General features: G+C 61.5%; 12 protein-coding genes and 1 other RNA gene. 2 read left to right on the top strand and 11 right to left on the bottom strand.

Going from position 1 to position 13,938, the window contains the following annotated elements:
* Positions 1 to 158: 158 nt before the first annotated feature.
* From rpsA to aroA, 3 genes are all read right to left on the bottom strand, one after another.
* On the bottom strand, positions 159 to 1,853 hold the full coding sequence (gene rpsA, locus C0V97_RS11785; protein ID WP_127102783.1) for a 30S ribosomal protein S1: 1,695 nt from the start codon (positions 1,851 to 1,853) through the stop codon (positions 159 to 161).
* A gap of 386 nt (positions 1,854 to 2,239) precedes the next feature.
* Positions 2,240 to 2,872: a (d)CMP kinase gene (gene cmk, locus C0V97_RS11780; RefSeq protein ID WP_127102782.1), complete on the bottom strand. Its 633-nt coding sequence runs from the start codon at positions 2,870 to 2,872 to the stop codon at positions 2,240 to 2,242.
* Entirely contained in the window at positions 2,872 to 4,215 is a 1,344-nt protein-coding gene (gene aroA / locus C0V97_RS11775) for a 3-phosphoshikimate 1-carboxyvinyltransferase (RefSeq protein ID WP_233582123.1), read from the bottom strand. The genes cmk and aroA overlap by 1 nt, the downstream gene beginning before the upstream one ends.
* A gap of 181 nt (positions 4,216 to 4,396) precedes the next feature.
* Here aroA and C0V97_RS11770 point away from each other — a divergent pair, with 181 nt between their 5' ends.
* Entirely contained in the window at positions 4,397 to 4,723 is a 327-nt protein-coding gene (locus C0V97_RS11770) for an FYDLN acid domain-containing protein (RefSeq protein ID WP_127102907.1), read from the top strand.
* A complete protein-coding gene (locus C0V97_RS11765) occupies positions 4,723 to 5,289 on the top strand; it encodes a hypothetical protein (protein WP_127102780.1) in 567 nt (188 codons plus the stop codon). Before C0V97_RS11770 ends, C0V97_RS11765 begins: the two co-directional genes overlap by 1 nt.
* A gap of 24 nt (positions 5,290 to 5,313) precedes the next feature.
* Here C0V97_RS11765 and C0V97_RS11760 read toward each other — a convergent pair whose 3' ends face one another.
* The 8 genes from C0V97_RS11760 to map all read right to left on the bottom strand — a co-directional run bounded on the left by C0V97_RS11760 (position 5,314) and on the right by map (position 13,907).
* The gene (locus C0V97_RS11760) at positions 5,314 to 7,194 is read right to left on the bottom strand and encodes a glycosyltransferase family 2 protein (protein ID WP_158625407.1); all 1,881 of its coding nucleotides are present in this window, start codon (positions 7,192 to 7,194) and stop codon (positions 5,314 to 5,316) included.
* 36 nt (positions 7,195 to 7,230) lie between these two features.
* Positions 7,231 to 7,992 carry an SDR family oxidoreductase gene (locus tag C0V97_RS11755; RefSeq protein WP_127102778.1) on the bottom strand — a complete coding sequence of 254 codons (762 nt, stop codon included), beginning with the start codon at positions 7,990 to 7,992 and terminating at the stop codon, positions 7,231 to 7,233.
* Positions 7,989 to 8,585, bottom strand: a complete 597-nt coding sequence (gene recR, locus C0V97_RS11750; protein WP_199751864.1) for a recombination mediator RecR — start codon at positions 8,583 to 8,585, stop codon at positions 7,989 to 7,991. Before recR ends, C0V97_RS11755 begins: the two co-directional genes overlap by 4 nt.
* Positions 8,586 to 8,613: 28 nt before the next feature.
* Positions 8,614 to 8,937, bottom strand: coding sequence for a YbaB/EbfC family nucleoid-associated protein (locus tag C0V97_RS11745; RefSeq protein WP_127102776.1), 324 nt, complete (start codon positions 8,935 to 8,937; stop codon positions 8,614 to 8,616).
* Positions 8,938 to 8,955: 18 nt separating this feature from the next.
* Positions 8,956 to 11,058: a DNA polymerase III subunit gamma/tau gene (locus tag C0V97_RS11740; RefSeq protein WP_127102775.1), complete on the bottom strand. Its 2,103-nt coding sequence runs from the start codon at positions 11,056 to 11,058 to the stop codon at positions 8,956 to 8,958.
* 32 nt (positions 11,059 to 11,090) lie between these two features.
* An RNA gene (gene ffs, locus C0V97_RS11735) (signal recognition particle sRNA small type) lies at positions 11,091 to 11,187 on the bottom strand.
* Positions 11,188 to 11,243: 56 nt separating this feature from the next.
* Positions 11,244 to 12,968, bottom strand: a complete 1,725-nt coding sequence (gene ggt, locus C0V97_RS11730) for a gamma-glutamyltransferase (protein ID WP_127102906.1) — start codon at positions 12,966 to 12,968, stop codon at positions 11,244 to 11,246.
* A 147-nt stretch (positions 12,969 to 13,115) separates the two neighbouring features.
* On the bottom strand, positions 13,116 to 13,907 hold the full coding sequence (map, locus tag C0V97_RS11725; RefSeq protein ID WP_127102905.1) for a type I methionyl aminopeptidase: 792 nt from the start codon (positions 13,905 to 13,907) through the stop codon (positions 13,116 to 13,118).
* Between the last annotated feature and the right edge of the window lie 31 nt (positions 13,908 to 13,938).

Below are 13,938 nucleotides of genomic sequence, written 5' to 3'. Positions count from 1 at the left end.
CCGGACCCGTCGATTACCTTGGCTTTAACCCAAATGCGGGAAACCTAAAAGTCTTCGTGAGGCTGTTTTCAGATGATGTAGCGTGTCAAACCGAACACAAAAAATAAAAGGGCTGCCGAGGCAGCCCTTTCATAGTGTTTCAACAGATTAACTGTCGATTACACTTCGGTATTGCGGCGACGGATCGCTGCACCGAGGATATCGCCAAGCGATGCGCCGCTATCGGACGAGCCATACTCGTTGATCGCTGCCTTGTCTTCCTCGACCTCACGGCCACGGATGGTCAGGGCCAGCTTGCGCGAGGCACGGTCGACAGACACGACCTTCGCATCGACCTTCTCGCCAACCGCGAAGCGCTCGGGGCGCTGCTCGGCCTTGTCACGAGCCAGTTCGGCGCGACGGATGAAGCCGGTCAGGACGTCGTCCACCTTCACTTCGATACCGTTGGTCTGAACAGAGGTGACAACGCAGGTTACGATATCGCCCTTGTGGACGCGCGACAGCGTGTCGGCTGCAGGGTCTTCCTGGAGCTGCTTGATACCGAGCGAGATGCGCTCCTTCTCGGGATCCACGTCGAGGACCTTGGCCTGAACGACCTGACCCTTCTCGAACTTCGCCATGGCAGCTTCGCCGGCTTCGTCCCAGGAAAGATCGGACATGTGCACCATGCCGTCGATATCGGCAGAGAGACCCACGAAGAGACCGAATTCGGTGATGTTGCGGATTTCGCCTTCGATGGTCGAACCGACCTTGTGCTCTTCGGCGAACTGCTCCCACGGGTTGCGCTGAACCTGCTTCAGGCCGAGCGAGATACGACGCTTGGCGCTGTCCACGTCGAGAACCATGACGTCGACTTCCTGCGAGGTCGCGACAAGCTTGCCCGGATGGACGTTCTTCTTCGTCCAGGACATCTCGGAAACGTGCACCAGACCTTCGACGCCCGGCTCGAGCTCAACGAATGCACCGTAATCGGTGATGTTCGTGACGCGACCCGAGTAACGAGCACCCGGCGGATACTTGATCGCCACGTTCTCCCACGGATCAGCCTCAAGCTGCTTCATGCCCAGCGAGATGCGCTGCGTGTCGGAGTTGAAGCGGATGACCTGAACGCGAACCGGCATGCCGATCTGCAGCGCTTCGGACGGGTGGTTGATGCGCTTCCAGGCAATGTCGGTGACATGCAGAAGGCCGTCAACGCCGCCGAGATCAACGAACGCACCATAATCGGTGATGTTCTTGACCACGCCGTCGAGGATCATGCCTTCCTTCAGGCCCTGGATCAGCTCGGAGCGCTGCTCTGCACGGGTCTCTTCAAGAACGGCACGACGCGAGACAACGATGTTGCCACGGGCGCGATCCATCTTGAGGATCTGGAAAGGCTGGGGCTGACCCATGAGCGGAGCGACATCGCGCACCGGGCGGATATCGACCTGGCTGCCCGGAAGGAACGCCATGGCGCCGCCCAGATCAACCGTGAAGCCGCCCTTGACGCGACCATAGATCGTGCCGTTGACGCGCTGGTTGTTGGCGAATGCACGCTCGAGCGAGGTCCAGGCCTCTTCACGACGAGCCTTCTCGCGCGACAGCACGATGGAGCCGTCACGGTCTTCGTAGCGCTCGACATAGAGTTCGATCACGTCGCCCGGACGCACGTCAGGCGCAACGCCCGGCGGTCCGAATTCCTTGAGCGAAACGCGGCCTTCGCTCTTGAGGCCGACATCGACGATCGCATATTCATCCGTCAGACGGATGACGCGACCGGTAACGACGGAGCCGTCAAAGCCCGTGTCCTGGCCGAGGGTCTCGTCAAGAAGAGCTGCGAAGTCTTCGACGGTGTTGGTGGCTGAAGCCATGTGTTTTCGTAATCCTGGGCCGATCGTGATGATCGAGCCAATGTCTGCGCCCGGCATCTTGCCCGGACGACGTGCTCATGATCCTGGTCCACCCATGAGCCTTCGATGAGAACCGACCCGACCAGTATCCGGAAGCGGGCGCGCGCAGGGGACATTACGCTGGCTGACGTCAGACACCCGCAGCGGGGTGCTTGTCAACACAAACCTCGGTTTCAGGCCTGTTTTCGGGGAGAATTCCGATCCGATCGCCTCCCTCGGGATAGTAAATCGGGTGGACGCCTCAGGCCGTGAGGGCCGTACTACAGAGACAGCTTTGGCATACTGCTCCAGCCAACCTCGCTACCGGGACGGCACTATCCGCCCCGGCGAGCGCCGTGAAGCAATTATCAGGCGCCGAAACGCGCCCTGACGACCGAAAGCGCCTGGGCCAGCACGGCTTCGGCATCGAGATGATCCGTCTCGACCAGAACGGCATCCTCCGCCTGACGCAGCGGGGAAACCGGTCGCTCTGCATCCTTGCGGTCACGCGCCTCGATTTCAGCCGTCAGGGCAGAAAGGGCCGCTTCGTCATGCGCACTGACGCCATGGAGTTGCTGATAACGCCGCAGAGCGCGCACCGCGGCACTGGCCGTGACAAAGAACTTCAGATCGGCATCGGGAAACACGACCGTACCGATATCGCGCCCATCGATCACCGCACCGCTCGCAGTGGCGAACTCACGCTGCCGCTTCAACAAAGCGGCGCGTACGGGCGGCTGCGTGGCCACCGAGCTGGCGCCGCGATCGATCTCGGGAACGCGCAGATCGTCTCGTAGCAGATCAGCGGGCTGCAGGCTCTGTGCAGTCTTCTCGCCATCATCGGCAGAGGGATCGAGTCCGGCAATCAGCATCTGCCGCGCCACCGCGCGATAGAGCAGCCCGGTATCGAGATGCGGCAAGCCAAGCGAGGCTGCGAGCGCCTTGGCCAATGTGCCCTTGCCCGCAGCGGCAGGGCCATCGACTGCTATGATCAGACGCATCAGAGCGCTGCCCCAAGAGCCGCCATCAGGGATACGAAGCCCGGGAAGCTCGTATTGATGAAGCCGGTATCATCCACCATGACCGGTTTTTCCGCGGCCAGACCGAATACAATGGCACTCATGGCAAGGCGATGATCCATGCGCGTCTCGACCAGACCCCCACCAAGTCCTTCGGCGCTGCCGCGCCCTTCGATGATCATGTCATCCCCCTCGACGCGCACCGTGGCCCCATTGGCCTTGAGCAGCGCCACAGTGGCGGAAAGACGGTCGCTTTCCTTCACACGCAGTTCTTCAAGGCCACGCAGACGCGAGGTTCCGGTCGCGAAGGCGCAGGCGACGGCCAGAACAGGATATTCATCGATCATCGACGGTGCCCTGTTGGCGGGCACATCGACGCCACGCAGCGCGGCACTACGCACGACGAGATCGCCTACGGGTTCACCCCCCTCGACACGCTCATTCTCGATATCGAGAACCGCGCCCATTTCGCGCAGCGTCGTGAACAGACCTGTCCGCAGCGGATTCAGCCCCACATTCGGCAGACGGATTTCAGAACCGGGCACGAGAGAGGCCGCCACGATCGGAAAAGCTGCCGAAGAGGGATCGGCAGGCACGACCACATCACGCGCAACGAGTCGGGTCGGGCCTTCCAGGGTGATGATGCGCCCGCCCGCAGGCGTAAGGCCCACATCCACGCCGACACCGAAATGACGCAGCATGTTTTCCGTGTGATCGCGCGTCGCTACCGGCTCTTCCACACGCGTCTTGCCATGCGCGTTCAGACCGGCCAGTAGGATGGCGGATTTCACCTGAGCCGAAGCGACAGGCAGACAATAGGAAAGTGGCGCCGCATCGCCCGTTCCGATGATGGCCATGGGCAGCTTTTCGCCATGACGCGTGGCAAAACAGGCGCCATTGCCCGAGAGAGGCTGGGTCACACGACGCATAGGGCGTCCGCGCAGCGACGCATCGCCCGTCATGAAGCTCGTGATGGGATGGCTGGCCAAAATACCGGACAGCAAACGCGCTGCTGTTCCCGAATTTCCCATATCGAGTACATCGGCGGGCTCGTCCAGCGCGCCAACCCCTTTGCCATCGATCACCCAGCGGTCCGTTTCACGCGTGATGGTGGCGCCAAGCGCGCGCATCGCATCGGCGGTGCGCAGCACGTCCTCGCCCTCGAGCAGACCCGTGACGACGGTACGTCCTTCCGCAAGAGAAGCCAGCATCAGGGCGCGATGACTGATCGACTTGTCACCGGGCACACGAATCGTTCCCCGCAGCGGGCCGGGATTGCGCGCAACGGAGAGAGGAATGACAGGGGCAGAAGGATGATGTTCCATGATAGCGTTCATTCCGATGCGCGCCGGTCCCTGTCAATCGCCCCGACCTGATTCCCGGCGGGTTTTAACATCAAAAACCCAGCTTGCATTTGACATCACGAACGCAAGCTGGCATGGCCCCGTGCTTCGCGGCGCAAGCCGTTTCCCTTTTCAACCGGTTCAGGATCGACAGGTAGTCATCATGGCAAAACCAGAACTCGGTCTGAAGCGCATTTGCGTCTCTTGCGGCGCGCGTTTCTACGACCTGAATCGCGCTCCCGCGATTTGCCCGAAATGTGGCGCAGAACAGCCCAGCGATCTGCCCCTTCCTAAGCGCGGTGGCGAGATCCCCGCAGATCAGACCAAGAATGATCCCAAGAGCGACGAAGATGATATCGATGTCGATCTCGATGCGGATGATGATGGCGATGATGACGTGATGGAAGATGCGTCAGATCTCGATGATGACGATGATGATCTCGGTTCCGAGATCGAAGTCACCACCGACAACGACGATAACGAAAACTGATGTCCCTGAGAAAAGCCGGTCTGACCGGCTTTTTTCTTTTGAGCATGGCCTCCTCTCCTGCCCTCGCCGAGACAGCCGCTCACCTGAAACACGCGCTGGCCAGTCAGCCCAGCGCGACCCGTGTGCTGCAGGCCTATTGCGCGCGCATCGCTCCGGGCGTTCCCGTCACGGCGATTGCCCAGCCGGACCAGAATGACCGCACGCCCCCGGCCCTTCTCGGCACTACGTTCCATCTGGGTGCGAAAGAAACGCTACGCGCCCGGCATGTGAGCCTGCAATGTGGAACGCTCGTGCTGTCGGATGCCTGGAACTGGTATGTGCCGGAGCGCCTCACACCGGAAATGAATCATCAGCTCCAGACGACCGATATTCCATTCGGCCGGGTGGTGGCCCCGTTGCACTTCACTCGCGTGCCGCTGTCGAGCGTCTCTGAAGGACTCCCCCCAGGCATATTGCTCCGCAACACGGCCATGCTCACCCGCCAGAGCGACCAGATGCCCTTTTCACTTGTCGAGGAAAACTACCTGATCGCCGGGTTCGCCCGGTTCAAGGATACCAGCGACTGAAAGACACCGACGACCGGGAGGTTTTCAGACCGTCGTCGCCCCTTCACGCCACATCTCTACCAAAGCCGCCCATCGCGCCCGCACATCGCTGTCGATACGATCGTCGCATTGCATGATCTGATCACTTTGCTCGACGAAGTCCCGTATCTGCGCCTTGAATCGCTGCACGATCTGCTCGCAGGCATCCTGCACGCCGGGAAGGCGCATGAGTTGCCTCACGCCGCGCTGTATATCCTCAACCAGCGGCAAGGCAGGCTGACCGCCCGAGCTCTCGAGACGGTTGAGGAATATCTCGAAGATCGCAGGCGTATTGTACCGGAAGCTCTTGTCGATCAGGACACCCTTGCCGTCATTCTCGCCCCGGGCGAATTTCCAGACATATTCTTCCAGCGAGCGCACATGATAATGGCAAATCCGGCCATTGATCGTAGGTTTGACTGAGAAGCTGCGATCGTGATCACCGGGATCTCCCGAGCTATGCTTCTCACCATCGATCGTCATGTAGGAAACCGTGCGGCGGTCTCGCGTGAGCGGATGATGGGGCGAGGCTCCGGAGAAATGGCTGGTTCTGAAGACGGCTTTCACCAACGGATTCGGCTCGGTTTCCACAAAGCGCTCTGATGACAGGCCAGGCGCCCATACCAGACGACGATTAGCGCCAAACACGCGCCAGGACAATGTCACGACCTCCGCCCCCTCGCGTTCACGGGCAGCAAGGAGGGGTGGCAGCTTGTAGTCGAAACCCGCAGCGGGAAGGACCATTTCATCCAGGTCCACCACGAGGCACCAGCGATAGTCCAGCAAATCGGGGATCAGCATCAAGGCGTGATGATACGCCTTGTCCTGCATATTGATCCGCTCAGGCGAGGCGCCCGTGTTATCGATCCAGATGATCTCGCCCGCCTCGGCAAGACGGCGCAGAAGCACGTCCGATCCATCGGTCAGGTTGTTGGTGTAGATGAAGAACTGCTCGACGCCTATGCGACGGTGGTGCGCAATCCACTCGATCAGATAGAGGCCTTCATCCCGGGCCGTTGCGAGAAGCGCCAGGGTCTTGCCCGGCCTGACAGCCTGACGCGCCATCGCGAGCAGACGCGCGCCGAAACTGTAATGGCCGTAGGCTACCGTATTGGCGCCAAATCCCAGAAAATCATAACGGGCATCGGCAGATCGGATCGGGGCGGCATACCCGTTTTGCCACTGATGCAGGTTTCTGAAGCCGTCGCGTATCCATTCAGGCTCCGGCAAGGTCGCCAGGATCGAGGAACAATACCGGGCGCACGCATTTCCCGGCATATCGAGATCGGTGACGAAAAGAGACGCGAACGCCTGACCGCTCTCGGTCGAGAGCATGTCGCAAAGCATCTCAAGAAGAGGCGGCTGCAAGGAGGGAGGACAGGCCGCCAGAGCGCCCGCCAGTGCCTGCGGCTTATCCAGAGCGCCCAAAAGCCGGGCACCGTGCTCGGCCAGGTCACCGGGAAACGGGCTTTCGGAATGGCTCACAGGATCGAAGAGGAAAAGCTCCCAATCAGAAATGAGTTCGCGGTTATCGTATATCCGGCCGGTGCCCTCTTCCGCGCTGAGCAGTCGCGGGCCACGATATGGCTTGAGTGCGTGGCGACCCTCGCCGAAATCGATCACGGTGCAGGCTCGAAAGGCTGGACTCCAGCCCCCTCGCTGGACCTCCGATGCCTCTGTCGGCCAGTCACCGTCATAACCGATGAGCAGCGCAAAGTCCGGATGGCCGGACCAGCGCATGGCAATCGTCTGGCTCGTTACAGCCCCGGGAGCCAGATGCGCCATTTCGCGAGTCTGCGGGTCGAGAGAGATCAGTGTCCGATGATGGGTTACAACGCGGAAAATGGTGCAGGTCATGCGCTCACCATCTGCCATCCGGCAGGTCATTGATGCCATCTCGCCCTGTACGCCTCTTTTTCTTGATTAAGCGCGCCATTGTAAGTGCTGGCCGCCATCGAGCGCAATCATCTGCCCGGTTACTGAAGGCATTCGCAATAAAGCTGTCGCGGCTGTGACGATTTCCTGCGGGTCGGCGCCGGTCTGGAGCGGTGCCCTGAGACGCATCGCCTCGAAATGCTCCTGACTTTGTCCAATGGCGGGCAGAACCGGACCGGGGCCGATGGCATTGACCCGTATGCGTGGCGCGAGTGCGAGCGCCATGGTCTGGGTCAGAGTCCAGAGCCCCGCCTTGGAGAGGGTATAGCTGACGAAATGAGGGGTGAGATTCCAGACACGCTGGTCGAGCAGGTTGAGAATCAAGCCCCGAGCGTCTTTCGGCAAGGCGCGGGCGAATTCCTGCATCAGGATGAACGGGGCACGCAGATTGGTTTCGAGATGACGGTCCCAGGACTCGCGCGTCACATCCTGCCATTCGTCGCGTTCGAAAGCGGAGGCGTTGTTGATCAGCACGCCGATCGGTCCAAGCGCTTTCGTCGCATCGCTCACCAGACGGGCAGTCTCGTGCTCCCGCATCAGATCAGCCTCGAGCACACAACCAGTTACATCGAGAGTGGCCAGAAGCGCACGCGCCTCATCGGCATGGCTGCGGCAATGCAGCGCAATGGCAAAGCCCTCATGGGCAAGCGCCTCGACCAGCGCACGCCCGATACGACGCGCGCCCCCTGTGATCAACGCGACGCGTGGGATATCAGACGGCACAGGCGCGAATGGTGAAGCAGACTTCATAGGGCCGGACGCCGTGCTGAAAGCGCTGCGGCCAAGGTCCCGTCATCAAGCACGTCCAATGCGCCTCCGATCGGCACACCATGACCCACACGCGTGACGGTCACCTCATGGGCCGCCAGTTTCTCCTGGAGCCAGTGCGCGGTGCTCGCCCCCTCGACCGTGGCTCCCAGCGCCAGAATGACCTCGCGTACCTCACCCGAAGACACGCGAGACAGGAGGGAAGCCGTATTAAGGTCCTCGGGACCGATCCCAGAAAGCGCCGAGAGCACACCGCCAAGAACCTGATAGGTCCCCGGATGCAGACGAGAGCGCTCGAGCGCCCAGAGATCCCCCACGGTTTCGACCACACAGATCAACCCGTGATCCCGCGATGGATCGGCGCAGATAGAGCAGGGATCGCTACTGTCGAGTGTGCCGCAGACGGAGCATGTTCGTACTGATTGGGCCGCCTGCTCCATGGCATGGGCCAGAGGCAGAAGCCGTGTCTGGGGGGCGCGCAGGAGGGTGAGTGCCGCGCGACGCGCCGAGCGCGGCCCCAGCCCGGGCAGGCGGGACAATAGCTGGATCAGCCTTTCGACATCCCCACCACCCATCATGGCTGCTGCCTCCTGTCCGGGGTGATCAGAACGGAAATTTCAGCCCAGCAGGCAGATCGATCCCGCCAGTCACCTTGCGCATTTCCTCGGCATTGGCGGCCTCGACCTTGCTCCGCGCATCGGCGAAAGCAGCTACGATCAGATCCTGAAGCATCTCGACCTCATTCGGATCGGCGAGCTTGGGATCGATGCGCAGCGCCCGCATATCGCCCTTGCCACTCAGCGTCACGCTGACCAGACCCGCCCCCGACGACCCTTCAACAGTGAGGGCGTTGAGCGTGTTCTGCACCTCTTCCATGCGCGACTGCATCTGGGAGGCCTGCTTCATGAGACCGGCAAGATTTTTCATCTGTTCATTTCCTTCGAATCAGAAAGAGGAGCCGCCACCGAAATCGTGCCAGTCATCGTCATCCATCAGATCGGCATCCAGCGGGGCAAAGTCCAGATCCGGCGCGGCGGGTTCTGCTGTCCAGCTCGCCGGTTCCTCCAGCTCCTCAGGGGGAAGTCCATACTCATCGAGCGAAAGATCCTTGGGCTCGCCGACACGAGCATCGGGAAACACATCAAGAATGGCGCGCAGCAGAGGGTGGGCGTGAAGCTCTTCACGCCGAAGCGCCACAATCTCGGCGCCCTGCTCATCGAGTGTCGGTTCGCCTTCTTCCTGCGAGGCTTCGACATGCCATTGGCCGGGATAGGTTTTCTCCAGCAAGGCCTGAAGACGCGTCTCGATACGGGGCGGCGTGCCGCGCGCCATGCGCAAAGCCACGTGAGGCGGCTCAAAGCGCACGAGATGGGCGGAGTGACGCAATGTCCCATGCAGCATGGCTTCGGACTGGCGCGCCACGAAAGCAACCATCTCCCGCCATGACCTCAAAGGGGGTGGCGGAGCTTCGGATGTCTCTCCCTCAGGGACCGGCGGGACAGGGGCCAGTACAGGGGTAGGTGCCAGAGCCTGCGCCGGTGCGGAGGTCACGGGATCGTAAGCAACGCCGCCATTGGCCACGAGCCGCAGCGCTGCGCGGGGGCGATCATCCCCCCCGGCATCTCCCCCGTGCTGCGCAGCAGCGTAAGGGCCGGAAACCGAAGACGCGCCGTTCGAGCCCAAGGAAGTACCGCCCTGCATAGCCTCACCGCCGACGCTGGACGGATCGGATGCGCGCTTCTCGACGGGCATCTGAAGGACCATCCGCGCCACACGATCGGGCGTGGGCAGGGTGCTCGCATAGCAAAGGCGGATGAGCACCATCTCGGCAGCAGCACGACGATCCGGGGCCTGTTCGACTTCCTGAATGCCCTTCAGCAGGATCTGCCAGGCACGACCGAGCTCGGCATTGGGCAGGCGGTCTGCAAGAGACGCCCCACGATCGCGCTCGGCCTCAGGGAGTTCACGGCTGTGACGCAACGCCGGAATCGCCTTGAGGCGCGAAATCACATGAATCAGGTCGAGCAGATCTGCCAGCAGGATACCGAGATCGGCTCCCTGCGCGTAGGCCTGCCCCGAGATGGACAGCGCCTCGTCGGCCTTGCCCTGCATAAGTACTTCGAACAGGTCGAAAACGAGCTGACGATCGGCCAGTCCCAGCATGGCGCTGACCATCGGCGCTTCGATCTGCGCAGCGCCTTCGCCCTCGCCTTGCGCAATCGCCTGATCGAGCAGCGAGAGACCGTCGCGCACCGAACCATCCGCAGCCCGTGCAATGAGAGAAAGCGCTTCTTCAGAAAACGCGACCGCTTCCTTCTCCGCAATCCCGGCGAAATGCTGCATCAGCATTTCCTGCGGCACGCGACGCAGATCGAAACGCTGGCAGCGCGACAGCACGGTAACCGGTACCTTGCGCAATTCGGTGGTCGCGAAAATGAACGTGACCTGTTCAGGGGGCTCTTCCAGCGTCTTGAGCAATGCATTGAACGCATTGCGCGAGAGCATATGGACCTCATCGATGATGAAGACCTTCATACGCCCCTGCATCGGGCGGAATCGCGTCGCCTCGATGATTTCACGAATATCGTCCACGCCGGTACGCGAGGCGGCGTCCATTTCCAGCACGTCAGGATGACGGTCTGCCAGAATCGCCGTGCAATTGGCGCAGACGCCGCATGGATCGGCCGTGGGGCCGCCCTGCCCGTCTGTCCCGATGCAGTTCAGTGCACGCGCAATGATACGGGCCGTGGTGGTCTTGCCTACGCCACGCACGCCGGTGAGCATGAAGGCATGCGCCACACGCCCGAGCTGAAAAGCGCGACGCAGGATACGTACCGTCGCATCCTGTCCGATCAGGTCATCAAAATGCTGGGGACGGTATTTGCGCGCGAGAACGCGATATGGCCCGCTCCGCTCGGATGTTGTCCTGGCAGGAGCAGCAGGCGTCGGCGTCGACGGGGCTGCAGGGGGCTCATCGAAAAACCCTCCCGCCTCGGCCGGGGGGAGCGGAATTTCATCGTCATGAAGAGGGGGGTCTGAGGGCGTCATGAGGCGCGTGGCGCGACCGGCTGCTTCAGAGGGTGGGAGGCCGAACACATGACCCGTACAAAACTCACTGCGGCTGCTTCCTTCCGGACCTGACCGGGTTCGCAAGCCGTCCGTCCAAGGCCGACCTCCCGGTGCAGGGTTAACACCATTCTGCCTCTGCTACGCAAGAGGCAGAATCAGGTTTTTTACAATCCGCTCGCTCCGCCACCCTCATGACGACGATCCCAGCCGCCATAGAGCTTGCCGGTTGCGGGGGCCGCCACAGAGGGCCGCCCGAAGAGGATCCCTTCCGCCACGCCCCAGGGGCGATGCGGCGAGAGTGCGTATCCCTCGAGCTGAAGCTGCTGCATGACATCCGTACTGAGCGCGCGCGGCTCGAGTTCGATGGCGGAGGGCTTCCACTGCTCATGGAGTCGCGGCAGATCGACGGCCTGCTGGATATCGAGCCCGCCATCGATCACGCCCAGCACCACAGACAACACGATGGTGGGGATGCGTGAGCCGCCCGGACTGCCGATTACCATGAACGGCTTGCCCTCATGGGAAATGATGGTGGGGGCCATGGACGAAAGCGGCGTCTTGCCCGGCGCGATGGCGTTCGCCTCCGATCCGACAATGCCGAACATGTTCGCGCTGCCCGGCTTGGCGGCAAAATCATCCATCTCGTCATTGAGAAAGAAGCCCGTATCGCCGCCAATCACCCCAGCCCCGAACCAGCCATTGAGCGTGTAGGTGGCCGAAATGGCAAATCCTGAACGATCCGCCACGGAGAACTGGGTCGTCTCGTGCTTTTCACGATCTGCGGCTGGCTGTGCCTGCGTGGCACCTGGCAAAGCAGCACCGGCGACGAGCGCATCGGAGTTCAGGGCGTGATCCAGGGGAATACCCTTGCGGATTTCAGCTGCGTAACCCGGGTCGATCAGATGAGCCACGGGATTCTTGACGAAATCCGGATCGCCCAGATCGCGACGATCGGAATAGGCGTGACGCATGGCCTCAACCTGACGCTGCACCCCCGCGACGCTTCTCAGTCCGAGTTGCTTCATGTCATAGCCCGAGAGGATATCGAGCATCTCGCACAGCGCGACGCCTCCCCCGCTCGGCGGAGGGGCCGTGTCGATATCATAGCCGCGATACTGGCAATGAATCGGCGCAAATTCACGCGGATGATAGGCGGCGAAATCCGCAAGGGTCAGGATGCCGCCATTGCTCTGGCTGGCCGCCACCACGCGCTGGGCGATATCCCCCTTATAGAAGACATCCGGCCCCTTGCTCGCGATGCTGCGCAATGTGCGGGCCAGTTCGGTCTGAATCAGTCGGTCCCCCGGCTGAAGCGGCGTGCCATCAGGGCGCAGAAAGATTTTTGCAGCGTGCGGGTCCTTGCGGAACGCGTCGGTGCTGGTATGCAGCAGATCCGCATCGCCCTGGCCAATCACGAACCCCTTCTCGGCCAGTTCGATGGCGGGCGCCATCACCTTGGCGCGGCTCAGCTTGCCCCAGCGACGATGAATTTCGTCCAGGCCCGCGACCGTGCCCGGAACACCTATGGCGCGCCAGCCCTCGATGGAGGCTTTCGCATCCACCTTGCCCTGCGCGTCCTGATACATGGTGGGTGTCGCGGCCTGAGGCGCGCGCTCGCGAAAATCGATGAAGGTTGTCTTGCCATCCGGCAGGCGCAGGGTCATGAAACCGCCGCCGCCGATATTACCGGCGGCCGGATAGACCACTGCAAGCGCGTAGCCTACCGCAACGGCGGCATCGGCCGCGTTACCGCCTGATGCCATGATCTTGCGGCCCGCCTCGGAGGCAAGATGCTGGGCCGAAACCACCATGCCGCGCGTGCCCATGACGGGTTTGACCGGCTTGAGCTCAGGATTGACCGTCCCGAAAGCAAGAGGGTCGAAGGGCATGGGAGCGGGGGATGCCGCAGATGCAGGAGCTGCCGAGGCGAGACTCGGCAGGGAAACTCCAGCGAGGAGGAGCGACAGGGCTGCCGTCCGGATGCAGACATGCTTCACGTGGATCGTTCCTTGCAGATCAGGCAGAAGCAATCAGCTTCAGACGTAAGGCGGCTTCGTAAAGCCAGCGGGCGATAGCGTGAAAATCTCGCATCCATCGCTTGTTACGGCAAGCATATGTTCGAACTGTGCAGAGAGAGAGCGGTCGCGCGTAACGGCTGTCCATCCATCTTCGAGCGTCTTTGTGCCTTCCTTGCCCAGATTGAGCATGGGCTCGATGGTAAAGACCATTCCCTCGCGCAGCTTCAATCCCTTGCCTGGAGTACCGTAATGCACGACCTGCGGCTCGGCATGGAATTCGCGCCCGATGCCATGACCACAGAAATCACGCACGACCGAAAGCCGCTTGCCTTCCGCAAAGCTCTGGATTGCATGACCGACATCGCCAAGCGTCTTGCCCGGCGCCACCTCTGCGATGCCGAGCATCAGCGCCTTGTACGTTGCCTCAACGAGATTGACAGCCTTCTTGGGGACATTGCCTACCAGATACATACGCGACGTATCGCCGTACCAGCCCTCCAGGATCGAGGTCACATCGATATTGACGATATCCCCATCCTTCAGGCAGCGCTCACCCGGAATACCATGACAAACGACATGATTGATCGAGATACAGCAGGATTTGGGGAAGCCGCGATAATTCAGCGGCGCAGGAATCGCTCCGTGATCCAGGGTAAACGCGTGAATAAGGCGGTTAAGGTCATCTGTCTTGGCGCCCGGCACCACATGAGGCGTGATCATGTCGAGAGTCGCCGCGGCAAGCTGACCCGCTTTTCTCAGACCGACGAAATCCTCTTCGGTGTAGATGGTGATACCGTGATCATGCGCCATACTATCCATGCCCTGTTCCTGCCTCCACTCA

Origin of the sequence: Asaia sp. W19, assembly GCF_003994335.1 — a bacterium.
Lineage (GTDB): Bacteria > Pseudomonadota > Alphaproteobacteria > Acetobacterales > Acetobacteraceae > Asaia.
Note: the sequence above shows the minus strand (reverse complement) of the source record. Positions and strands in the feature narration are given on the sequence as shown.